The organism is Pandoraea sp. CB10b_02, from assembly GCF_002216225.1.
GTDB lineage: Bacteria > Pseudomonadota > Gammaproteobacteria > Burkholderiales > Burkholderiaceae > Pandoraea > Pandoraea nosoerga.
Genome location: NZ_NJGW02000011.1, coordinates 1 through 21,818 on the forward strand (window position 1 = coordinate 1; position 21,818 = coordinate 21,818).

19 protein-coding genes are annotated in these 21,818 nt (G+C 66.5%); 7 read left to right on the forward strand and 12 right to left on the reverse strand.

Features of this window, described 5'->3' with window-relative positions; translation table 11 throughout:
• Positions 1-150 precede the first annotated feature (150 nt).
• Positions 151-2,754 (forward strand): autotransporter family protein, encoded by a 2,604-nt coding sequence (locus CDN36_RS13450; RefSeq protein ID WP_287496973.1) that lies wholly within the window; start codon positions 151-153, stop codon positions 2,752-2,754.
• A gap of 149 nt (positions 2,755-2,903) precedes the next feature.
• On the opposite strand, the gene CDN36_RS13455 is transcribed toward CDN36_RS13450, so the two are convergent.
• Together CDN36_RS13455 and CDN36_RS13460 are read right to left on the reverse strand one after the other, a co-directional pair.
• Positions 2,904-3,968: a porin gene (locus CDN36_RS13455; protein WP_150555257.1), complete on the reverse strand. Its 1,065-nt coding sequence runs from the start codon at positions 3,966-3,968 to the stop codon at positions 2,904-2,906.
• Between the two features lie 538 nt (positions 3,969-4,506).
• Complete coding sequence (locus tag CDN36_RS13460; protein WP_150555256.1) at positions 4,507-5,454, reverse strand: LysR substrate-binding domain-containing protein; 948 nt, start codon at positions 5,452-5,454, stop codon at positions 4,507-4,509.
• A 345-nt stretch (positions 5,455-5,799) separates the two neighbouring features.
• Between CDN36_RS13460 and CDN36_RS13465 the strand changes: the two genes are divergently transcribed.
• The 4 genes from CDN36_RS13465 (at position 5,800) to CDN36_RS13480 (ending at position 11,067) form a co-directional block, all read left to right on the forward strand.
• On the forward strand, positions 5,800-6,705 hold the full coding sequence (locus CDN36_RS13465; protein WP_287496974.1) for a VOC family protein: 906 nt from the start codon (positions 5,800-5,802) through the stop codon (positions 6,703-6,705).
• Between the two features lie 21 nt (positions 6,706-6,726).
• On the forward strand, positions 6,727-7,689 hold the full coding sequence (locus tag CDN36_RS13470) for an NAD(P)-dependent oxidoreductase (protein WP_277396711.1): 963 nt from the start codon (positions 6,727-6,729) through the stop codon (positions 7,687-7,689).
• A gap of 89 nt (positions 7,690-7,778) precedes the next feature.
• Entirely contained in the window at positions 7,779-9,293 is a 1,515-nt protein-coding gene (locus tag CDN36_RS13475; protein WP_287496975.1) for an aldehyde dehydrogenase family protein, read from the forward strand.
• Between the two features lie 406 nt (positions 9,294-9,699).
• On the forward strand, positions 9,700-11,067 hold the full coding sequence (locus CDN36_RS13480; RefSeq protein WP_150555252.1) for a DUF3100 domain-containing protein: 1,368 nt from the start codon (positions 9,700-9,702) through the stop codon (positions 11,065-11,067).
• 110 nt (positions 11,068-11,177) lie between these two features.
• Here CDN36_RS13480 and CDN36_RS13485 read toward each other — a convergent pair whose 3' ends face one another.
• The 3 genes from CDN36_RS13485 to CDN36_RS13495 all read right to left on the reverse strand — a co-directional run bounded on the left by CDN36_RS13485 (position 11,178) and on the right by CDN36_RS13495 (position 12,960).
• A complete protein-coding gene (locus CDN36_RS13485) occupies positions 11,178-11,750 on the reverse strand; it encodes an EF-hand domain-containing protein (RefSeq protein ID WP_287496976.1) in 573 nt (190 codons plus the stop codon).
• 198 nt (positions 11,751-11,948) lie between these two features.
• Positions 11,949-12,206, reverse strand: coding sequence for a YMGG-like glycine zipper-containing protein (locus CDN36_RS13490; RefSeq protein ID WP_150555250.1), 258 nt, complete (start codon positions 12,204-12,206; stop codon positions 11,949-11,951).
• Positions 12,207-12,519: 313 nt separating this feature from the next.
• On the reverse strand, positions 12,520-12,960 hold the full coding sequence (locus CDN36_RS13495; RefSeq protein ID WP_150555249.1) for a hypothetical protein: 441 nt from the start codon (positions 12,958-12,960) through the stop codon (positions 12,520-12,522).
• A 704-nt stretch (positions 12,961-13,664) separates the two neighbouring features.
• On the opposite strand from CDN36_RS13495, the gene CDN36_RS13500 reads away from it, so the two are divergent.
• Positions 13,665-14,309: a TetR/AcrR family transcriptional regulator gene (locus CDN36_RS13500; protein WP_150555248.1), complete on the forward strand. Its 645-nt coding sequence runs from the start codon at positions 13,665-13,667 to the stop codon at positions 14,307-14,309.
• Between the two features lie 11 nt (positions 14,310-14,320).
• On the forward strand, positions 14,321-15,289 hold the full coding sequence (locus CDN36_RS13505) for a LysR substrate-binding domain-containing protein (RefSeq protein ID WP_150555247.1): 969 nt from the start codon (positions 14,321-14,323) through the stop codon (positions 15,287-15,289).
• Between the two features lie 148 nt (positions 15,290-15,437).
• Here the strand turns inward: CDN36_RS13505 and CDN36_RS13510 are convergent, their stop codons facing one another.
• From CDN36_RS13510 to CDN36_RS13540, 7 genes are all read right to left on the reverse strand, one after another.
• The gene (locus CDN36_RS13510; RefSeq protein WP_150555246.1) at positions 15,438-15,797 is read right to left on the reverse strand and encodes a helix-turn-helix domain-containing protein; all 360 of its coding nucleotides are present in this window, start codon (positions 15,795-15,797) and stop codon (positions 15,438-15,440) included.
• Positions 15,798-16,008: 211 nt separating this feature from the next.
• Positions 16,009-16,719, reverse strand: coding sequence for an ABC transporter ATP-binding protein (locus CDN36_RS13515; protein WP_287496977.1), 711 nt, complete (start codon positions 16,717-16,719; stop codon positions 16,009-16,011).
• On the reverse strand, positions 16,716-17,486 hold the full coding sequence (locus CDN36_RS13520; protein WP_150555244.1) for an ABC transporter ATP-binding protein: 771 nt from the start codon (positions 17,484-17,486) through the stop codon (positions 16,716-16,718). The genes CDN36_RS13515 and CDN36_RS13520 overlap by 4 nt, the downstream gene beginning before the upstream one ends.
• Positions 17,483-18,463 (reverse strand): branched-chain amino acid ABC transporter permease, encoded by a 981-nt coding sequence (locus CDN36_RS13525; RefSeq protein ID WP_150555243.1) that lies wholly within the window; start codon positions 18,461-18,463, stop codon positions 17,483-17,485. The genes CDN36_RS13520 and CDN36_RS13525 overlap by 4 nt, the downstream gene beginning before the upstream one ends.
• An 8-nt stretch (positions 18,464-18,471) precedes the next feature.
• Positions 18,472-19,392, reverse strand: a complete 921-nt coding sequence (locus tag CDN36_RS13530; RefSeq protein ID WP_150555242.1) for a branched-chain amino acid ABC transporter permease — start codon at positions 19,390-19,392, stop codon at positions 18,472-18,474.
• Complete coding sequence (locus CDN36_RS13535) at positions 19,389-20,264, reverse strand: alpha/beta hydrolase (RefSeq protein WP_287496978.1); 876 nt, start codon at positions 20,262-20,264, stop codon at positions 19,389-19,391. The genes CDN36_RS13530 and CDN36_RS13535 overlap by 4 nt, the downstream gene beginning before the upstream one ends.
• 209 nt (positions 20,265-20,473) lie before the next feature.
• Positions 20,474-21,667, reverse strand: coding sequence for an ABC transporter substrate-binding protein (locus CDN36_RS13540; RefSeq protein ID WP_150555346.1), 1,194 nt, complete (start codon positions 21,665-21,667; stop codon positions 20,474-20,476).
• Positions 21,668-21,818 lie beyond the last annotated feature (151 nt).

Below are 21,818 nucleotides of genomic sequence, written 5' to 3' on the forward strand. Positions count from 1 at the left end.
CGGCTCAGCGATCTCATGTCGGTTGCTTGCATGAATCCGAGTTGAGGGTGGTGCAGAAAATTTCAAGTGCGCAAGGGCCGGATCAATAAGTCGGGGGTTTCCGGGCAGGCGGTGCGTGTCCTGAACACCGGCGCCGCGGGCGACCTGACAATGGAGGACACCGCCGTGGAGGCGCTGTTCGTGAACAACGATGCGAAGGCGACGCTCAAGGGACTCTCCGGGGGCACCGCGGTGTTGCTCAATCATGGAACCGGCACGCTCACCGTCGGTGATTCGACCGTCGAGAATCTCGCGGTGATCAATGGCGCAAAGGCGGAAGTGACCGGACCGTCCGCCGCAAAGGCGGTGTTGACCAACACGGCCGGCGGCGATCTCAAGGTCTCGGGCGCCAAGGTGGCCAATTTGCAGGTCGTCAATGAAGCGAAAGCGCAACTGGCAGCGCTGACCGAAGGCAAGGCCGCTATTTCGAACGCCGCGGGCGCGGACCTCGAGGTCTCCGAATCGAAGCTGGCCGGCCTGGCGCTCGATAACGCGGGCAAGGCCAAGTTCGCTTCGTTGGACGCGGCTGGCGCCAGCATTGCCAACGCAGACGGGGCCGCCCTCGACATCGCGGATTCGACGCTCTCCGGCCTGAAGCTCACGAACCGGGGCAACGTTACGATGCGCGGCGCCACCACTGTGCAGAACGCCGCTATCGAGCTCACTGCCGGTTCGCTGGACGTCTCCGGTCTCGCCGCGGGCGAGAACGGCGCCCAGCTCGGCATCGGTTCGTTGTCCGGCAACGGCCAGGTGATCGCAGGCAACACGGCGCTCACGGTCGGCTCGCTGAATCAGGACGATGTCTTTGGCGGCAGGATTCTGGCGGCCGCCCCGGCCGTCGCCACCGACACCACTGCCCCGGATGCAACCCATGTGGCGGGCGATTCGGAAGGTTCGGACGGCAACACGGACGGCAACACGGACGGCAAGACGGACGGCAAGACGGACGGCAAGGAACACGTCAACGTAGGCGGTGAGCCAAGCGATACGGACGTCGCCCCGGCATCCCGGGCGCCGAGCGCCGCTGCCGCCCCGACCCTCACCAAGGTGGGTACGGGCAATCTGACCCTCGCGGGCGATCAAAGCGACCTCACGTCGGTGACCGTGCAAAGCGGCAAGTTGACCGCCGCGCACGCGAACGCGCTCGGCTCCGGCGATGTCGTCATCGCGCAATCGGCGACGCTGGCGATTGCGGCGCCCAGCGTCACGGGCGTGGCCACGATCGAGAACGCCGGCAGCATCGACCTGGGTCTGAACCAACTGAGTGTCCAGAAGTACAAGTCGAGCACTGGCGCGTCGATCAAGACCGTGGCCACCAAGTCGGATGGCAAGGTCCGCACGGGTCTGGTCCACGTCGGCAAAGAGGGCGACTTCAGCAACACCGATCTTCAGATCAATCGTGATTCGACGGTCAAGCTCAAGGACATCGTGGGCCAGAACATCCAGATCGTGACGAAGGACGACGGCGCCACCGTCAACGCCTTCAACCAGGTCAGGTTCGGCAGCGTGGCAGCCGAAAACGCCGGCAATGGCGAGGTGACGATCACCGAAGACAGCCGCGTTGGCTTCGTCGCCGGAAACGCCGCGTATACAGCCAACGAGCGCGCGGCACTGGCCTCGGTCGATGGCGTGACCTATGGCCAGGTCGCCACGGGCAAGGTCGGCGGCGACGTGCTCGCCGAGATGCTGGAACAGGAAGCCGGTTCCGCAGAGCAACGCCGTTCGGCAAGCCTGCTGTCCGGCGAGGCGCTGGTGAACAATGCGCAGGCCGCACAGAGCGCCGCAACGGCGTTCCAGCGCGGCATGCAAACGCGCATGATCGCCGGCGGCGCGATGTTCGACGACAAGACCGCCAACGGCGCGAGCGCCGACGACAGCGGCGTGGCCGGCTGGGCGGCATTCGCCGGTGGCAACACGTCGCAACGCGGCAACGGGCCTGCATTCGACGTGCGCGGCCTGGATGGCGCGATCGGCGTCGACAAGCGCATCGGCAGCAACACGATCGTCGGCGCGTCTGTCGGTATGGGCAACCAGAACTCGAAGGCAAAGGGTCAGCCGGGCGAGTCGAAGATCAACAGCGTGAGCGTGGGTCTGTACGGTTCGCATCTGAACGACGCGAGCTGGTTCGTCAACGGTGGCGTGTCCTATACGAATCACAGCGTGAAGACCGATCGCACGGTGGCCGCGGGCGACGTGTCGTCGCGCGTGTCCGGCAAGACGAACGGTCAGACCTTCGGCGTGTTCGGTGAAGTGGGCAAGCGCTTCGAAGTGTCGGGCACGAACATCGATCCGTCGGTGGGCGTGCGCGTGGCGTCGACTCGCCTGAGCGGTTTTGACGAGACGAACCGCGCCGGCGGCGGCAACGACGGTCTGAAGGTCGGTGCGCAGTCGCAGACGTCGACGCGTGGCGTGCTGGGCGTGCGCCTGTGGCGCGAGGTGGCGAACGCGGGCGGCACGAAGGTGGCCCCGTCGCTGCGCCTGGCCTATGAACACGAGTTCGGCGACAAGCAGGGCAGCCTGACCAACACGATCTACGGCGCGCCGCGCTCGTTCAACGTGAAGGGCGCCAAGCTGGGCGCGGACATTTTCACCGCGGACCTGGGTGTGAATGTGGAAGTGCAGAAGGCGCTCGACATCCGTCTGGGCGGCAACGTGAGCGTCCGCAAGGGCGAGCGCGCCGTCGCTGGCGGTATCTCGGCGAAGTATCGCTTCTAAGCGTTCCGGTGTCGCGTGAGAGGGGCAGCACAAGCCCTCGAGCGCGCCTGTAGCGGACCCGTCGCGCCTTCAAGGGCGCGGCGGGTTTTTTCTTTGCGCGGCGTTCGGTGTGCGGCGTGCCGCGCCAACCGACCTCGGTACCCGCAACCTCAGAAAGAATGCGAGATGCCGATGTAGGCGCCGGTCTGGCCGCGTCCGGCCGGCGGATTGTCGAGCGAGTTGCTCGGAATCGCGGCGACCGAGAAGCTCTGGTTGGCGCTGTTCTTCACGTATGCCACGGTGCCGTAGAAGAACGTGCGTTTCGAGAGGTTGTACGTCGTGCCCAGCTCGAACATCGTGGCGTTGCCGAAGCCGCCCGGCACGTTGACGTGATACACCGCCGCGTTGGCCGCCCACACCTGCGTGGCCTGCCACTTCACGCCGGCCCAGTAATGATCGGCGCGCGTGGCGAAGTCCGGCGCGGGCGCGTCGGGCGCCGACATGTGCGTGTAGCCCAGCGAAATCGTAAAGCGGTTCAGGAACACGTTCGCCCCGGCGAAATACTCGCGCGAGGAGGCGAACACGTCGGTGAAGCGACCGTTGGCGTCGCGAATTTCGTCGTACAGCGCACGCAACTGGAAGCGATCGTGCGTATAGGTGAGCTGTGCGCCAAGCCCGCGCCCGCTCGTCGGCTGCCCCGCGATGTTGGAAAAGGCGTACTGGCCGGCGATGTCAAAGCCGTAGAAGTTCGGGCTCTGATAGTTGACGGTGTTGCTCGCCTGCGGCCAGTTGCGCCCACGCACGAGCGACGCCGACGAGAAGGCCTGTTGCTGGAACGGGTCGAAGTCCCATACCCCGTTGCTGATGAACAGATTGCGCCCGAGCGTGAGTTGCCCCCACGAGCGCGAGTTCAGCCCGACCAACGCGCGGCGATCGAAGAGTGATCCCGACCCGTTGTTGTTCAGCCCGTTCATCAACTGGAAGCCGCTCTCCAGATTGAATACCGCGTGCAAACCCTGGCCGAGGTCCTCGTAACCGCGCAGACCGAACAGGCTCGTCCCGTAGTCGCCGCCTTGCGCGCTCCAGCGCGAGACGGTCCCGCCGTTACCGTCCTGAATATTGCTCATGTACTGAAAGCCGCCGTCCAGGCGGCCATACAGCTGGACACTCGACTGCGCGTGCGCGAACGTGCCGATGCCGCAAAGCAGGCTCGCTGCAATGAGCTTCATTTTCATGGTCTGCTCCCCAGGTTGCGTTTTGCCCCGCCGTTTGTTTCGCGTGGTTATGCCCGTCGTCGTCGCATCTCGCCCGAATGCGGGCAATGAGAGACGCCGTCGGAAAAGCCTGAATTTTCGTTACGAGAGACGAGAAATCGGCAAGCGGGGAGGCCAGGGCAACGGGTGCCGCATCGGCGGATGCAGCCGGTTGCAAGTGATGCCGTCACGCTCTGGTTGTCAGAGATCGTCATCATGGCAGTCCACTGGCGTTGGGTCGGCGGCGCTCACGTGCCTCGCAGAGGCGAGCGTGCGCGGCCATGCGACCGGGGTCGGCGGCACAGGCAAGCCTCGCATCGAGCCGGCGAGCCGGCCGGCGCGATGGGCGCATGTGCCCGGATGGCTTCATTTATAGCGGAATTCGACCGCGTGCAACATCGGGGAAAGGCTTAGTAGCCCGACTGTTACCCCGATTGTTGCGCGCCAACAACCGAAATGGGCCAAACCGGCGGCAGGGCGAGCGCCCAACGCCTGCGTCGCGCTTGGCCGCCGGCGGTCCTCAGGCGCTCGAATCCGGCGCCCCGAACGCTTCCATCTTGCTCGCCAGATGCGTGAGCAGCCGGTTGGCCGCGCCGGACAGACGCCGTCCCGCGCGCGTCACGAGATGGGCCTCGGCGCCGTTGAGGATCGGATGGTCGATGGGCAGTGCGAGCAGGAGCCCGGCCTCGATTTCCTGCGACACCGCAAAGGTGGGCAGAAACGTTGCACCGAGGCCGGTACGCACGTAGTGCTTGAGCACCGAAATCGAATTGGTGGTGACCGACGCCGTGAGCCGATGTTTCTCGGACTGCTCGGCAAGCGCCATTAGTTGACGCGTGCCATACGCGCCGTGCATGAGCGCGAGCGGCACGTCGTAAAGCGCGTCGAGCGTCAACGATCCCTGCGCGGCGAGCCCGCCCAACCGGTCCGCGAGCGCGGTGCCGGGTGCGAGGATCGCGTGCACGGGCTGGCGCATCTGCGCGCGAGAGACGATCTTCGGCTCGGCCGGCGGGTTGTAGACGAGCCCGATGTCCGCGTCGTCCTCGGCCACGAGCCGCATGACTTCGTTGGTGCCCGCGAGATCGAGCGTGAGCGTGATGTCGGGATAGCGCTTGCAGAAGTACTGGAGCGGCGCGCCCATGAGATCGCTCACGAAGCCCTCGCCCACGGCGAGCCGGATGTGCCCGCGCCGCAGCCCGCGCACTTCCTGCAACTTGGCGAGCAGGTCTTCCTGATGCGCGCGCTGCTCGCGGTAGTACTCCATGAGCAACCGCCCGGCCTGCGTGAGATGCACGCCGCGCTTGTGGCGCTCGATCAGCGGCAGCGCCAGCTCGGCCTCGAGCAGCGCGATCTGGCGGCTGACCGCCGAGGGCGCAATGTCGAGCCGGTCGGCTGCGGCGCGCACGGTGCCGCACTGGACGGCTTCGAACAGATACGGCAGGCGGCTTTCGGTGATGGAAGGTGTCATGAGGACGGTGTCATAGCAGACAGTGCCATAGGGGACGGTGCCACGGCTTAAAGACTAATAATTAGAACAAAAATCATCAAGCGTTGTCATTGAGCGTCGTTTTTTTTCAATTCACACTGCGATGCATGCGGATCGGCCCCTTTGCGGGGCAACGAACCCAGGCGAGGCCCGGTGACGGCGGCCCGATTCCGCGCCAGTTTTTTGCGCCATGCCGCGACGGACGTCGGCATGGCGCAACGTTTCAGACCGTACCGGCCACGCCGGAGCAGGCCGCCGGCCCGGCGCCGACTTCGGCGATCCGCAGACGGCGTTTGACAGGCACCGCTTCCCGTTGGGAGACAGACGATGATTCCTTCGCGCAATACGCGTTTCGGCATCGATCATCCGTTGGTCACGGTGCATGATCATCCCCGGCGGCTTTCGCATTACGCTCGCATGGGCTTCGCGCCGTCGCCGGTGTCGTACCACCCGTGGGGCACGGTCACGTCGCTGATGATGTTTGCCGAGAACTTCATCGAACTCATCGGCGTGGACGACGCCACCCGGTTCGGCACGCACGCCGTCGGCGACTTCTGCTTCGGACGCTATCTCGGCAGCTTCCTCGCCCGCGAAGAGGGCGTGTCGCTCGTCGCGCTGCACAGCAAGGATGCGCGCGCCGATCACGCGAGACTTGTGCAGGCAGGGCTGACGTCACAAGGCATCCTCGACTTTCGCCGTGCCATGCGCAAGCCGGACGGCACGCCCGACGAAGCCGTGGTGTCGCTGGGCCTGTTCATCGACGCGTCGCTTGGCGACGCCTCCAATTTCATCTGTCACCAGCATCGGCCCGAGTTGATCTGGGTGCCCGAGTGGCAGGCGCACCCGAACGGCGCGACGGCCGTCGTCGGCGTGACCTATGTCACCCCCGATGCCGCGGCGCTGCGCGAGCTCGCCGCGCGCTGGCAGCGCATGTACGGCGCGCGCCACGTCGACGTCTACGACGGCGGTGCGCTGGCCGACACCGGCTGCGGCCAGCTGCTCGCGCTCTCGCAGCCCCGTGCCGAGGCGCGTTACGCCGCCGTGGGCTTGCCGATGGCGCAGGGCGTACGCACGCACGCCGTGGCGATCACGATCCTCGCCCCCGATCTGGCGCATGTGGAGCGGCTGTGGCGCGAGAGCGGCGTGCCCTACGGCTACAACGAGCATGGACTGGTCGTGGAGCCGGAATTCGCGGGCAACGTGGTGCTGGAGTTCGTGAATCACCCGCACTGAGATCCCGAAGTTTCCAACCGTCTGCCGGCCCGGCCGGCAGGCGTAGCAACGCGGCGCCGCCCGTGGCGGCGGCGCCATCCTCGCAGTCAAACTGGAGTCAACATGAAAATCATCGGAGTGGTCGGACTGGGCAATATGGGACGCGGTATGGCGCTGTCGTTGCAGCGCGGCGGCTTCACGGTGCTCGGTTTCGATCCGTCCCCGGCGGCCGGCGCGGCGCTGGCCGAAGCGGGCATCGGCCTGCGCGGCTCGGTGGCCGAACTCGCCCGCGAAGCGGACGCCCTCGTGCTGTCGCTGCCGACGTCGCAAGTCGTCGAAGCCGTGGTCAACGGCGCGCAGGGCATTGCCGCGAACGGCCGTGAAGGCCTGATCGTCGTCGACACCTCGACAGCCGACCCGCAGAGCACCCGCGAGCTCGCCGTCACGCTGCGCGAGAAGGGCATCGCCCTGGTCGACGCCCCGGTCTCCGGCGGCCCGAAAGGCGCGCTCAACGGTGCGCTTACCATGGTGCTGGGCGGCTCGGCCGAGGATATCGCCCGCATCGAGCCGGTACTCGCCGCAATGTCGGCCAAGCGTGTGCATATCGGCGAGGTCGGCGCGGGCCACGTGACCAAGCTGATCAACAACCTGATGTGCGCGGCCCACCTGCTCGTGGCTGGCGAGGCGATGCGTCTGGCGAAGGCCGCCGGTGTGGCGCCCGAGCAGGTGCTCGAGGGTCTGAACGCCGGCTCGGGCCGCAGCGGCGTGACGCAGACGAACTACCCGACGTGGATTCTCAACGACGCGTTCGACTCGGGCTTCACGATGAAACTCATGCGCAAGGACGTGCGCCTGGCCATGGCGCTCGCCGAGCAGACCGGAACGCTCGGCACGGGACCGCTGTCGGCGGAGGTCGGCCGTCTGTGGGCGGCGAGCGCGGCCACGCTCGGCGACGACGAGGATTTCAACCGCATCGTGCAGTTCATCGAGCCGGGCCGCGCCTGAGCCCTCGGCAGCACGGACACGCACGCGAGATTTCAATTTTTGTTTGACGACACGATGCGCCGTCGCGGCGCGTCGCACGGAGTGTTTTCATGGCAGACCAACAAGCCGCCGCATTGCTCGGCGCATTCGCAAAGTTCTTCCCCAACGCCACCACCATCGGTTCGTATGTGAACGGTGAGCTGGTCGAAGGCCAGGGCGAAGCCACCATCGATATCGTCAACCCGGCAACCGGACAGACGGTGCTCGCCTACCGCGATGCCGGTGCGGCCGTGGTCGCGCAGGCGGCCGACGCCGCGCAGGCCGCGCAGAAGGTCTGGTGGGCGCTCACCCATGCGGCGCGCGGTCGCGTCATGCAGGCCGTGGGCGGCAAGATCCGCGAGCACGCCGAAGCGCTCGCCCAACTCGAATCGATCGGCGCGGGCAAGCCGATCCGGGACTGCCGCGGCGAAGTTGGCAAGGTCGCGGAGATGTTCGAGTACTACGCCGGCTGGACCGACAAGTTCTTCGGCGACGTGATTCCCGTGCCGAGCACGCACCTGAACTACACGCGCCGCGAAGCGATGGGCGTGGTGCTGCAGATCACGCCGTGGAACGCGCCGGTCTTCACCTGCGGCTGGCAACTGGCGCCGGCCATCGCCATGGGCAACGGGGTTCTGCTCAAGCCGAGCGAGCTCACCCCGGCGAGCTCGCTCGCGGTCGCCGCGCTGGCCGAGCAGGCCGGTGTGCCGCGCGGCCTCATCAACGTGCTCGCGGGCTTCGGCCACACGACGGGCCAGGCCGCGATCTCGCATCCGGTCATCAAGAAGGTGGTGTTCGTGGGCTCACCCGCCACCGGCAGCAAGATCGCCGCGGCCGCCGCGCAGCGCCTGCTGCCGAGCGTGCTGGAGCTGGGCGGCAAGTCGGCCAACATCGTCTTCGACGACGCCGACCTCAGGCGTGCATGCCTGGGCGCGCAGGCCGCGATCTTCTCGAGCGCCGGCCAGAGCTGCGTGGCGGGCTCGCGCCTGCTCGTGCAGCGCGGCGTGTACGACCAGATGGTCGAGATGCTCTCGCGCGGCGCCGAGAAGATTCGCGTGGGTGACCCGCTCGACGACGCCACCGAAGTGGGCCCGATCTGCAACCGCACGCAGTATCAGCACGTAATGAACATGATCGACGCGGGCGTGGAGGGCGGCGCGCGTCTGGCCGCCGGCACGCAGCAGCGCAGCGATGGGGGCTTTTTCGTGCGTCCGACCGTGCTGGCCGACGCGAACAACGCGATGGGCGTGGCGCGCACGGAAATCTTCGGGCCGGTCGTGGTGGCCATTCCGTTCGACACGGAAGACGAGGCGCTGGCGATCGCCAACGACAGCGAGTTCGGTCTGGCCGGCGCCGTGTGGACGCAGGACGTCGCGCGCGCGCACCGCGTGGCCGCTCAGGTCAACGCCGGCACGTTCTGGATCAACGGCTACAAGACGATCAACGTGGCCTCGCCGTTCGGCGGCTACAACCACAGCGGTTACGGCCGCTCCAGCGGCGTGGAGGCGCTCTACGAATACACGCAGACCAAGAGCGTGTGGGTCGAGACGGCGGCCAATCCGGCCACGCCGTTCGGCTACGTCTGATCAAAGGGCTTCCCACGCCGTGGGAAGCCGGGGCCGCGAAGCAGGCGTGCGCCGCCATCATGCGCGCAGGCATGCGTCGTGAATCGCCAGTGCAAGGACATGCGCCCGGCGCCGGTCGTGAGACTTCGCCTGGCGCATGGCCGTTTCAGCCTGCGGGATCGCGGGCCGGAACGGCAATTTTGACCGCGTATAATGCCGCCCTTCGGACGGTTCGGCGCGGGACGCTGTTGCTGTCACCGAGGCGTGTCGAGCCGGCGGGCGGTCTGCCGCCGGGCAGGGAAGTCGGCCGGTTTCGCGACCGGACGGGCGGCGCGCCGAATTTCCTTAACCACCGAAATGTTCGCGAAACCGCCGGGCGACCGGACGGCACCGGACCGGTTCAATAGCAAGTGCAGTGGAGACCCAGATGGCAGTCATGGAACAAAACGCGGCAAAGCCGCAGGGAGGCGCCTTCAGCGATGGCGTGCGCCTGTATGTTTGGGCGATCGTGATTCTCGTGATCGCGGAGCTGATCGGTGCGATCAGCATTACCGCCGGTCACGGCAAGATCGTGCTGTTGCCGATGGTCTGGGCGCTTCTGCTCGGTGCGGCGCTGGGGCTGTCGCAGGCGCGCTTGCCGCGCTTCGCGCAGATCGACCTGCCGATGCAGCACAAGGCGGCGGCGATTCTGCAGCCGGCGCTGCTGCTTTTCGTGGCCAAGCTCGGCCTGCTCGTGGGCGGCTCGCTGCCAAAGCTCGTGGCCGCCGGCTGGGCGCTGGTGTTCCAGGAGTTCGGCCACTTCGTGGGCACGATTGTCCTCGGCCTGCCGGTCGCGCTCATGCTCGGCATCAAGCGTGAAGCCATCGGCGCGACCTTCTCGGTGGGCCGCGAGCCGAGCCTGGCCATCATCGGCGAGAAGTACGGTTTCGATTCGCCCGAAGGCCGTGGCGTGCTCGCCGAATATCTGACCGGCACGATCTTCGGCGCCGTGTTCATTTCGCTGTTCGCCGGCTTCGTCGCCAGCCTGAACCTGTTCCACCCGCACTCGCTCGCCATGGGGGCGGGCGTGGGCTCCGGTTCGATGATGGCCGCCGCCGCCGGCGCCATCGCCGCGCAGCAGACCCCGGAAGTCGCCAAGGAAGTCGCCACGTTCGCCGCGGCGTCGAACCTGATCACGACGACCATCGGCACGTACTTCACGCTGTTCATCTCGCTGCCGCTCGCCGTGTGGGGCTACCGCGTAATGGAGCCGGTGCTCGGGCGCATGACCCGCCGCGGACGCGCCAACGCCGAAGCCGCCGCGGTGGCCGACGCGCAGGCCGCCACGGAACTCAAGCAGGCCAGCAAGGCGCACACCGTCGAGATGAACTTCGGCGCGCGTCTGTTCGCGTGGGTCTTCTCGGGGGCGCTGGCGCTCGTGGGCAACAGCATGGCCTTCAAGACGCCGTTCCTCGACGGCGTGCCCGGCATGCTCATCATCATCGCGGCCGTAATCGTCGGCGAAGCGCTGTACTACCTCACGCGCCGCAAGGTGCCGGCCGTGTGCTGGGTGTCGCTCATTGCCATGTTCCTGACCTCGCCGGCTTTCCCGTTCGCGCCGGTCGTCGAGCAGTTCACGGGCAAGATCAACTTCCTCGCGCTGGTCACGCCGATGCTGACCTACGCCGGGCTGTCCGTTGCCAAGGACGTGCCGGCCTTCCGTCGTCTGGGCTGGCGCATCGTGGTGGTGTCGTTCCTGGCGAACGCCGGTACGTTCCTCGGCGCGGCGATCATCGCGGAGTTCTTCCACGTGTAATACCCACCCGCGAGCGAGCGTGATCGCGCGCACTCCCGGATGACGCAGTCACGAAAAACGCCACGGCATCTGAACTGCCGTGGCGTTTTCGTTTGCGCTCGCGGGGACGGTCAGGGTTTCGTGGTGGCGGCATCGGCGCGGGCGCGTTCGTGGTAGTAGCGGCGGAAGAACGCGCGGATTTCGGCCGGCGAGAGCTTGCTGTCGCGATTGGCGTCGATCTCGTCGAAATGCTGATAGAGGAACGGCTCCGAGGCAGCGGCTTCGTCCCGGCTCAGATAGCCGTCGCCATCCTTGTCGGCCGCCTTGAAATAGCGCTCGAACGCCGCGCGGCGCGCCTGCAGTTGGCTGCGCTGATAGGCGGCCCACTCGTTGCGGTCGATCTTGCCGTCGTGATTCGCGTCGATGGCGTCGAACGAGCGTTGCAGGTACATCCCGAGGGCGGCGTTCTGATCGGCGGCGTCGCCGTAGTCCTCGCCCTGCGCTGGCGCAGGCGCGCTTGGCGTGGGCGTGGTGGGGACCACGCCATTGACCGGCGTGCCGGTCTGCGCGTAGCCGGGCAGGGCGGCAATCGACAAGGCGACCGCGCTCGCGCAGAGCGTGACGGCGGCGAGCGCGGTCCGCCCGAGGCGGCGGGACCGAAGTGTTCGGAGCGACTGTTGGCGAAGTGTGTCTGGGGAGGTCATGTCGCGCTTCTCCTGATTTTCAAGGCTTTGAGGCGGCATGCGGCGCCGCGCGTATTCGGGTAGGCGCCGTATGCCGCAAGAGCATGGCGGGCGTGCCTGGATGTCACGCCCGGTGCGGGCCGCGGCGGGCGGAGGCCGGCAGCGGCGATTCACGGCGGTCAATGGCGATTAATGGCGATGAATGGCGATTGACGGTGATCAGCGGCGATGGCGGTCGTCGGTGATCACGTTACCGATCACACCGCCGACCACGGCGCCACCCACGGTGGTCCCGAGGTCGCCCCCGGAAATCAGGGCGCCGCCGAGCGCGCCGACACCCGCGCCGACTGCGGTATTGCGCGATTCGCGCGGGGTCATGCCGCCGCAGCCGGCCAGCGTGCCGATCAGCGCGGCGCCGACGAGCACGGGCGCAGCACTGCGCGAGATTCGCGAGATCCATCGTTGTGTGGTTTTCATGACGTGAGGCTCCTTCAAAAGGGCTTGGCGCCCTGGTTCTTCGCAGGCAATGCCACGGCGTGCCGTCTGCCGTTCGTTGAAATCGTTGCCGACCGGCTTGAAGGACCGGCCCGACGAGGCGCGCGAGCTTGGCATGATCGGTCGGCGAGAGGCGCAGGTTCGCGCGGGGCCGCGCAGCCTGTACAGGCCAGTACACGGCTCTACAAGACTGCACGGGACCACACGAGACCGCACACGGTAGTGCGGCGCTGTCCGAGGCCCGACGCCGAACGCCCCGTATTGCCGATGCCTCGGCACCTCTGTCCAACTGCCGTCAGTGCGCCGTTTCCGAGCCCGGCGTCGGCGCGCCCGCCCCATTGGCGGGGTAGGTTTCCTGATAGGCGGGCGGCGGCGGAGGCGGCGGATACGGCCTGCCCTGCGCATCTGACGGGTACGGGCGTCCGTAGCCATCCGTTGGCGGATAGGGGCGCCCGTAGGCATCGGTCGTGGGGACTGCCGGGGGCGACGCGTATGGGCTGCACGGCGAGCCGGCGGGATACGGCGGCGGTCCGCAGTTCGGCTGATAGGCCGGGTTCGTCTGCTCGCCGCGATACGGCAGGCGCGGCTGGGGCGGTGCCTGCGTGGCGCAGCCGGCCAGCGCCGCGAGCGCAGCGAGCACCGCGGCGAGGCTTGCGGGCGACACCGCCTTCGCAGCCTTCGTCGTCATCGCGGGGCGCTTCGCCGGCCCGCCTCGCATTGTGTTGTTCTTCGACATGCTTCGCATCCTGACCTCCTTGCGAGAGCGGTGTAGATCCCGCCCGTCGTCATCATGGATTGACGTTCGTTGGACGCAAGTTGCGTGAATTGGATCGATCGATGTTGTAAGCGTTTGTAATGAGGCGGTGGTGCGGGAATGGGAGGAATGGGAAGGATGGGAATGCAGTGGATTCGTCGCGGCGCGCCCACAACGGGGATGACAAGGTGCGGGAGATCGCCGGCAATACTAGAAGGACTCCTAAGCATGTAGGAATGCGCCGACGCGGGCGCCGAGCTGCGAGATTGCGTCCGGTGTGCCGCGTCTGCACTCGCGTCGGCGGGGCGTAGCGACTGCCGCCGGCGTGTCATGTCGGCCAAGTCCTACGAGCACGCTCACCGCGGCCCCGATGTGGCGCATGGCGGCGGAAAAGATGACACCGAAATTGTTCAATCTTGAAATATTGACTCGGGAAAACCGCTCAGCGGACGCCGGTCTACGTGCGCGTAATACGCGGCAACCCGGCGCATTACGCGATGTCTGTCATCGCAATTCACGTTGTATGCGTTGAAATACCGGGAAAGTCCGGGGGAGTGTTTGCGCGTAGTTTTCGCCGCAAGCTGCGTTTGCGCTGGCATACTGTGCGCGCTGACGTCCGGTAACGGCTTCAGCGGACTTCAAGACAATATGATTGAGGTGCCCGGCCTATCCGCGCAGGCTTACCTATGCCACAAGTCAAGAAAGAAGACATCCGTCAGGCCATCCTCGAAGCGTCGCACGCCCTGTTTCTCGAGAAGGGATATGTCGACACCACGATGGTGCAGATTGCCAAGCGCGCCGGTATTTCGCACGCGAATATCTACAGTTACTTCACAGCCAAGCTGCAGGTCTTCTTTTGCGTCTATGAACGATGGTTCAAGGCGCGCATCGGGGCGCTCGAAGCGGACGTCATGGCCGCACATGGCTCGCCGGCCCGCATGCGCGCGCTGCTGCGCGGTCTGCTCGTCGACATACCGCGGCTCGACAACGGCTTCTCGCACAACCTCGTCCAGGCGCTGGCGACGGTGAGCGCCGGGGACCCCTACGATCCCTCGCTGCTGCAGTGGTTTCGGGAGCGTCTGTCAGGCATGCTCGCTGCCAGCGCACCGAGCCTGGCCCGCGACGGCGTGCGGCGCGCGCGCCTCGTCGACATGCTGGTATTGACCTTTGACGGCTGCCTTGTCAATCATCACGTCAACCCGGCCTCGCTGCCCGATGTGGCCATGCTCGAAGAGTACGTCGCGGCGTTCCTCGCGGCCGAGCCCGGTGGACACGCCGTGCCGCCGCAGCCAAGCGCGACGACCCCGTCGGGCTCTCCGGCGGCGGTCTGAACAGGACCTCGATGCGATCACTCCCCTGGACCGCCCTCCATCTCGGACGAAAGCTCAAGTTCCACCAGCTTCAGGTCTTCGACCGCGTGCTCGAGACGGGCTCGCTCGTGCGCGCGGCCAATGAGACCGGTCTGACCCAGCCCGCCGTGAGCAAGATCGTGCACGAACTCGAAGCCTGTTTCGAGGGCCCGCTCTTCGTGCGCAGCAACCGCGGCATGCAGCCCACGGAACTGGGCGAGCTGCTCGGCCATCGCGTGAAGTCGCTGATGGCCGAATTGCGCTATCTCACCGATGAGGTGAACGCGTTCAGCGCGGGCACCAGCGGACACGTGATCGTCGGCACGCTCATCTCGGCGTCGGCCGATTTGCTGCCGCGCACGATCGCCATGCTCAAGTCGCGCGCCCCCGGCGTGCTCGTCACGGTGCGGGAAGCGACGACGGCGCAGCTGTTCCCGGCGCTCGCGAGCGGTGATCTCGACATTGTCGTGGGTCGTCTGCCGGAGCGGGCATTGCCGGTGGCCAACGCGTTTGCGCTCACGCACGAAGTGCTCTTCAACGAATCGCTCTGCGTGGTTGGCGCAACGCGCCATTGGGAAGGCGCCGGTGAGCGCGTGCCGCTCGCGCAACTGCGCGAGGGCGCGTGGATTCTGCCCGTGCCCGAATCTCCCTCGCGGCTTGCCGCCGAGCGTCTCTTTCACGACGCCGGACTGCCGCTGCCCGAAGACGTCGTGGAATCCCTGTCGGTGCTCACGAACATCGGCCTCATGCTGGAGACGGCGCGCGTGGCGCTCATGCCGCGCGCCGCGGCCACACCGTTCGTCGAATCGGGATTGCTGCGCGTGCTGGCCGACACCATGCCGGGCAGCTTTGGCGACGTGGGCTATTCCCTGCGCTCCGACAAGCAGCCGAGTCCCGCGTGCGAGCGCTTCGTCGCTTGCCTGCGCGAGGCGTGCGGTCTCGATCCGGTCAAGCCGCGCTAGCGCCTGTCGGCCGTCGCCATGCGCAAAAAAGGGTGGCACGTCGAGCCGTGTGCGAGTCGACGTACCACCCAAGTGCCGCGGCCCCGGGAGTTGCCCCGGCGCCGCGGCAAGGCCACCCGACGTGGCTTATGGAGCGGCGGCTCCGTGCTTACAGGCGGGCCAGCGATGAGACGAGCGCGGGGTTCTGCTGCACGAGCCGGATCAGGCAGGCCGCTTGTGCGTTGGGGCGCGCGCGGCCCTGTTCCCAGTTTTCCAACGTGCGCGGATTGGTGCGCAGATAGTGCGCGAAGACATTGCGTGACATCCCTAAATGCTTGCGCAGCGCCAGCAACTCGTCCGGAAAGACCTCGAGCTTTGGCAACGGCGTGCGCGGCAGCTCCTTGATATTGAGCGGAAGATCCGCAGGAAGACCGTTCTCGACGTGTGCCGGCTCGGTGGGCGGCGGCGCACCGGTGTCCTGCGAAAGCAGCCAGCGGAAGGGATTGGAAGGCGTGTTTGAGTAAGCCATAGTCCTGACCGGTGTCCTGATGAGAGTGAAGGAAAGGCGCTTGCAAATATCAATCAAGCGGAGCCGATTGCATCACATTGACCGGCTGGGTGCTTTCACAAATCACTCGCGATTTTCGCGTCTGACACCTATCGAGTACTACGCAGATCATGCGAAACGCGTGCCGTGCAGTGCACATCCCGCGTGCGGGACGTGCCGCTGACGGCGCACCTCAAACACCCAGGTACGTCTGCAATTGCGGCAATGCTTCGCGCAATGCATTCGAGTCGCCTTGCCAAGCCACGCGGCCCTTGTCGACGATGTAGTGACGGTCGCCAAGCTCGAGCATGGGCGCGAGATTCTTGTCGATGCACAGGATCGACAGGCCGCTGCCTTTGAGTTGCTTGAGGCACTGCCAGATTTCACCGCGAATGAGCGGCGCGAGACCTTCCGTTGCTTCGTCGAGAATGAGCAATTTCGGATTCGTCATCAACGCGCGCCCGATGGCGAGCATCTGCTGCTCGCCGCCCGAGAGGTTGCTGCCGAGGTTCTTTTCGCGCTCGCGCAGGCGCGGAAACAGCGCGTAAATGCGCTCGAGCGTCCACGGTGAATGCGCGCCGTGCCGGTTGCTCGCGGTGGCCACCAGATTCTCGCGCACGGTCAGCGTCGGAAAAATCTGGCGTCCTTCCGGCACGAGTCCGATTCCGGCCCGCGCAATGCGGTGCGACGGGCTCGCGTGAATCGGCTGGCCGTCGAACACGATCTCGCCGCGCGCGGATCGCATGAGCCCGGTCATCGACTTCACGGTGGTCGACTTGCCCATGCCGTTGCGGCCGAGCAACGTGACGAACGCCCCGCGCTCGATCTCCAGTTGCATGCCGAACAGCGCCTGGCTGGCGCCGTAGTACGACTCCACGCCGCGCAAAGACAACAAGACGCTCATGCCGTCGCTCCCAGCATTTCGTTGCGGGTTTCGTCCCCGAGGTAAGCTTCACGCACGCCCGCGTCACGACGGATGGCCTCAGCGTTGCCGCACGCGATGGCGCGCCCGTAGACGAGCACCGTGATGCGGTCGGCCAATGCGAACACGGCGTCCATGTCGTGCTCCACGAGCACGATGGCGTAGTCGCCCTTGAGATCGGCGAGCAGATGCGTCATCTGCTCGGACTCGGCCTGCGACATCCCGGCCATCGGCTCGTCGAGCAACAGCAGCTTCGGACGCCCGGCCAGCGCCATGGCCAGCTCGAGCTGGCGGTGCTCGCCATGGGCGAGCGCGCTCGCCGGCACGTGCATGCGCGCGGCCAACCCGGTGCGCGCCAGAATCTCGCGGGCCGGTTCGACCAGCGCCGCGTCGCGAATGGCCGGACGCCAGAAGCCGAAGCTGTGGCCCTGCATCGCCTGCACGGCCACGAGCACGTTCTCCAGCGCCGTGAACTCGCGAAATACCGAAGTGATCTGGTACGAGCGTGCGAGTCCCGCGTGGGCGCGCTGCTCGATCGGCATGGCCGTGATGTCGCGTCCGTCGAAGAGGATGGTGCCTTCGTCCGAGCGCAACTCGCCCGCGAGCTGGCCGATGAGTGTGCTCTTGCCGGCGCCGTTCGGGCCGATGATCGCGTGCAGCTCGCCGGGCGCGACGTCCAGGCAGAAGTGATCGGTCGCGGTCAGGCCGCCGTAGCGTTTGACCAGTCGGTCGACTTTGAGAAGGCTCATGCCTTGCCCTCCACGGTGTCGGTGCCGGCGCGTCGGGCGAGCCGCACCTGAAGATCGCCGAGCAGCCCGTACAGGCCGCGCCGCGAGATGAGGACCGCTACCACGATGAGCGGGCCGAACACGATCATCCAGTGCTCGGTCATGCCCTTGAGCCATTCCTCGATCAGGAGCATGGCGGCGCTGCCGAGCAGGGGCCCGAAGAACGAGCCGAGTCCGCCGAGCACCACCATCACGATGAGTTCGCCCGACGCGGTCCACGCCATGTAGGCCGGCGAGACGAAGTGCGTGAGGTTGGCGTACAGCATGCCGGCCACGCCGCAGATCATCGCGCTGATCACGTAGGCCACGAGCTTGTAGCGCAGCGTGGGGTAACCGAGCGCGCGCATGCGGCGATCGTTCTGGCGCGCCCCGCGAATGACCATGCCGAAGCGTGCATCGACGAGCCGTCGGCCGGCCCACAGGCACAGACACAGCACGGCGAAGGCCACGTAGTACAGGAGCGCGGGATCGTCGAGCGAGACGCCGCCGAAGCGGCTGGCGGCCGACACGGGCAGGCCGTCGTCTCCGCCGTATTGCTTGAGGCTCACCGCAAGGAAGTAGAACATCTGCGCGAACGCGAGCGTGATCATGATGAACGCGATACCCGTGGTGCGCAGCGAGAGCAGGCCGGTGACGGCGCCCACCAGCGCGCACAGCAGCAGCGTCACGCCCAGGTGCAGGAAGCCGTTGTCCACGCCGTGATAGCTCAGGATGCCGACCACGTAGGCGCCGAGGCCGAGGTACAGCGCGTGGCCGAAGCTCACCATGCCGCCGTAGCCGAGAATCAGGTCGAGCGAGACGGCGGCAATGGCGAACACCACGATGCGTCCGAACAGCGTGAGAAAGAACGGTTGCTGCGCAAACGTCGCGTACAGGGGCACCAGTGCCAGCAGGGCCAGCAGCAGCAATGGCACGGCGGTGCGAAGATTGAGTTTCATTTCCATCGTCAACCGTGTTTGACCGGGAAGAGACCTTGCGGACGCACGGCAAGCACTGCCGCCATCACAAGATAGATGAGCATCGAGGCGAGCGCGGGGCCGGCGGTGTCGGCCGTGCTGCGCTCGAGCAGACTGCGCAGCAGCGTGGGCAGCACCGTGCGCCCGACGGTGTCGACCACGCCGACGATCAGCGCCGCGAGGAACGCGCCGCGCACCGAGCCGATGCCGCCGATCACGATCACGACCATCGTCAGGATCAGAATCGGCTCGCCCATGCCGGGCTGCACCGACAGGATCGGACCGGCCATCAGACCGGCAATGCCCGCGAGGATCGCGCCGAGCCCGAACAGCAGCGAGTTGAGCAGCACGATGTTCACGCCGAGCGCGCCGACCATCTGGCGATGCGTTGCCCCCGCGCGGATCAGCATGCCGATGCGCGTGCGGTGGATGAGCACATAGCAGCCGAGCGCCACGGCCAGGCCCACCACGATGATCAGGAAGCGATACGCCGGGTACGGCAGGCCGAACAGATCGACCGTACCGGCGAGCCACTCGGGCACTTCCATGTAGTACGGCGACGGCCCCCAGATCATGCGCGCCAGCTCGTTGAAGAACAGGATCAGGCCGAAGGTGGCGAGCACCTGATCGAGGTGGTCGCGATCGTAGAGCGTCTTGAGCGCGACGAACTCCACGATCAGGCCGATGAGCAGCATGGCGGGCACGATGGCCACGGCCGCGAGCGCGAACGACCCGGTGTGGTTGTACACGGTCGCGGCGATGAACGCGCCCATCATGTACAGCGAGCCGTGCGCGAGGTTCACGAAGTTCATGATGCCGAACACCAGCGTGAGGCCGGCGGCCATCAGGAACAGCAGCACCCCGAGTTGCAGCCCGTTCAGGCACTGCATGAGAAACAGCGTGAGACTCATGTTGCCTCCCGGGCGGCGAGGCCCATCTGACGGAAGATCGCCTGTGTGAGCGGGCTGGTCGGGTCGTTGAGCGTCAGTACGATGTCGAAATGGTTGGTGCCGGGCATGGGCACGTATTCGCCGGGAAAGCCGCGCTCACGCCACGCGGCGAGGTAATCGTCGCTCTGTCGCTTGAACTCCGCCGTCTCGGTCTCGCCGTAGGACACCACGATCGGGCAGCCCCGGCCGGGCAGATGGAAGTACGGGCTGTTGCGGCGAGCGTCCTCGAACGAGAGTTTCATCCACTCGTTGATATGCGTGTACGGAATCGGCGTGAGATCGAACAGGCCCGAGAGCGGTGCGGCGCCGGCGATCACGTCCTCCGGTACACCGTAGTCCGCGTGCCAGCCGCCGGCGAGCAGCATGCCCGCCAGATGGCCGCCGGCGGAGCTGCCGCACACATGGATGCGGCGCGCATCGCCATGGTGCTCGCCAATGTGGCGGTAGACCCACGCCAGCGCGCGGCGCGTCTGGTCGACGATGGTGTCGAGCGACGCGGCGGGCGCGAGCGTGTAGTTGATGGTCACGACCGTGGCGCCGGCACGCGTGAAGGCGGGCGCCATGTTGCTCGAGTCGCTCTTGTTGAGGGCGCGCCAGTAGCCGCCGTGGACGAAGAAGAAAACCGGGGCGCCCGGCTGCGGCGCGGGAAAGATGTCGAGCGTCTCGTCGGGGTGATCCCCGTAGGCCACGTCCAGAACGCAGGGCGTGGTCTCGCGTGCGTGCGCGCTCTGGGCGGCGTACTGCGCGAGGATGTCGAGAACGTTGGGCGTGGTGGCGCGAGCGTTGTATTGAACGTCCAGCTCGGCCTCGTCGAAATTGCGATAGCGCTTCATAAACCCTCGATGGTGCTCAGGTGTGGCTCGGGTCGTGCAACGCCGGTGCCGGCGGGCGCACGGCGCCAGGGGCACATCAGCAACGGCGTCCGGCGCGCGCGATGCCGCGCGTCATGCGCGCGCCGGTTGCGGCAGATTCGTCGTGCGGCGCAGCGTCGCGCGACACCGCGCCGCCGCTCGCGGGCTCAGGCGTGTCGGGGCGCGCGGCCTTACGACTTCATCTTGCACTGCGCGGCCAGATCGGCACGCGTCTTGATGTCGATCTTGCCCTTGGCCGCGAACGCGGCGCCCGTGGCGTCCTTCACCACGTCCACGCGGTAGAACTGCGCAATCGGGAACTGGTTGCTGGCAAACTTGAACGGCCCGCGCACCGACTGGAAGTCGGCGGCCTTGAGGGCCGCGCGCAGCGCTTCGCGATCGGCCGCGTTGCCGCGGGTCTTGGTGAGCGCCGAGTCGATCAGGTTGGCCGCGTCGTAGGACTGCGCGGCGTACATCGACGGCACGCGGTTGTATTTCTTCTGGAAGGCGGCCACGAACTGCTTGTTCTGCGCGTTGTCGAGATCGGGCGAGTAGGGCGCGCTGGTGATGGCGCCCACGGCCAGTTCCTTGAGCGCGGGCAGCGTCGAGCCGTCGATGGTCGACACCGAGATCAGCGGAATCTTGCCGAGCAGGCCGGCCTGGCGATACTGCTTGACGAAGTTCACGCCCATGCCGCCCGGATAGAACACATACACGGCGTCGGGCCTGGCCGCCTGCAACTGGGCGATCTCGGCCGAGTAGTCGGGCTGGTTGACCTGCGTGTAGACCTCGTCGACGATCTGGCCCTTGTAGTCGCGCTTGAAGCCGTTCACGGCGTCGCGGCCGGCCTGATAGTTCGGGGCCATCACGTACATCTTCTTGTAGCCCAGGTCGGTCGAGAGCTGGCCGCCGGCCTCGTGCAGTTCATCGTTGTCCCACGACGTCGAGAAGAAGTTCGGCGAGCACTGGGCTCCGGCGATCGGGGTCGGGCCGGCGTTCGAGCCGACCATGATCACGCCCGCGTTGGTCACGTTCTTGTGAATGGCCATCATCACGTTGGAAAACGTCACACCGGTGATGATCGAGACCTTGTCGCGCTCCACGAGCTTCTGCGCGGCCTGCACGCCGACGTCGGGCTTGAGCTGGTCGTCTTCCTTGATCACCTGCACCGGCACGCCGCCGAGTTTGCCGCCCTTTTGCTCGATGGCGAGCATGAACGCGTCGTACTGGTCCTGGCCCAGCGCGCCGCCGGGCCCGGAGAGCGTACCGATAAAGCCGATCTTCACGTCAGCGTGCGCGCCGCCCGAGGCGAACAGCGCCGCGGCGGCAGCAAGGGCGCCGAGCGCGGCGATGGCTTTGCGTTGCGTGGTCTTCGTTCCCGTCATCATGGTCTCCAAACTAAGTTCCGGTTCTGGCAAGCACTGTCAGCAGAGGAAGGACTGGCGCCGGGATGCTCGACCGCTTCTTCACGTCGGTCGTCACAGGCCTGGCGCGTTGGATAGGGCTAAATTGTTTAAGCATCAACTATTTCAGTGA

Excerpts from the sequence above, each read along its gene's own strand:
- CDN36_RS13530 (WP_150555242.1), bottom strand. The coding sequence starts at position 19,392 with ATGAGTCTCACGCTGTTTCTCATGCAGTGCCTGAACGGGCTGCAACTC.
- CDN36_RS13540 (WP_150555346.1), bottom strand. The coding sequence starts at position 21,667 with ATGACGGGAACGAAGACCACGCAACGCAAAGCCATCGCCGCGCTCGGC.
- CDN36_RS13475 (WP_287496975.1), top strand. The coding sequence starts at position 7,779 with ATGGCAGACCAACAAGCCGCCGCATTGCTCGGCGCATTCGCAAAGTTC.
- CDN36_RS13460 (WP_150555256.1), bottom strand. The coding sequence starts at position 5,454 with ATGACACCTTCCATCACCGAAAGCCGCCTGCCGTATCTGTTCGAAGCC.
- CDN36_RS13455 (WP_150555257.1), bottom strand. The coding sequence starts at position 3,968 with ATGAAAATGAAGCTCATTGCAGCGAGCCTGCTTTGCGGCATCGGCACG.
- CDN36_RS13480 (WP_150555252.1), top strand. The coding sequence starts at position 9,700 with ATGGCAGTCATGGAACAAAACGCGGCAAAGCCGCAGGGAGGCGCCTTC.
- CDN36_RS13505 (WP_150555247.1), top strand. The coding sequence starts at position 14,321 with ATGCGATCACTCCCCTGGACCGCCCTCCATCTCGGACGAAAGCTCAAG.
- CDN36_RS13535 (WP_287496978.1), bottom strand. The coding sequence starts at position 20,264 with ATGAAGCGCTATCGCAATTTCGACGAGGCCGAGCTGGACGTTCAATAC.
- CDN36_RS13490 (WP_150555250.1), bottom strand. The coding sequence starts at position 12,206 with ATGAAAACCACACAACGATGGATCTCGCGAATCTCGCGCAGTGCTGCG.
- CDN36_RS13450 (WP_287496973.1), top strand. The coding sequence starts at position 151 with ATGGAGGACACCGCCGTGGAGGCGCTGTTCGTGAACAACGATGCGAAG.
- CDN36_RS13525 (WP_150555243.1), bottom strand. The coding sequence starts at position 18,463 with ATGAAACTCAATCTTCGCACCGCCGTGCCATTGCTGCTGCTGGCCCTG.
- CDN36_RS13515 (WP_287496977.1), bottom strand. The coding sequence starts at position 16,719 with ATGAGCGTCTTGTTGTCTTTGCGCGGCGTGGAGTCGTACTACGGCGCC.
- CDN36_RS13485 (WP_287496976.1), bottom strand. The coding sequence starts at position 11,750 with ATGACCTCCCCAGACACACTTCGCCAACAGTCGCTCCGAACACTTCGG.
- CDN36_RS13500 (WP_150555248.1), top strand. The coding sequence starts at position 13,665 with ATGCCACAAGTCAAGAAAGAAGACATCCGTCAGGCCATCCTCGAAGCG.
- CDN36_RS13520 (WP_150555244.1), bottom strand. The coding sequence starts at position 17,486 with ATGAGCCTTCTCAAAGTCGACCGACTGGTCAAACGCTACGGCGGCCTG.
- CDN36_RS13495 (WP_150555249.1), bottom strand. The coding sequence starts at position 12,960 with ATGTCGAAGAACAACACAATGCGAGGCGGGCCGGCGAAGCGCCCCGCG.
- CDN36_RS13510 (WP_150555246.1), bottom strand. The coding sequence starts at position 15,797 with ATGGCTTACTCAAACACGCCTTCCAATCCCTTCCGCTGGCTGCTTTCG.
- CDN36_RS13465 (WP_287496974.1), top strand. The coding sequence starts at position 5,800 with ATGATTCCTTCGCGCAATACGCGTTTCGGCATCGATCATCCGTTGGTC.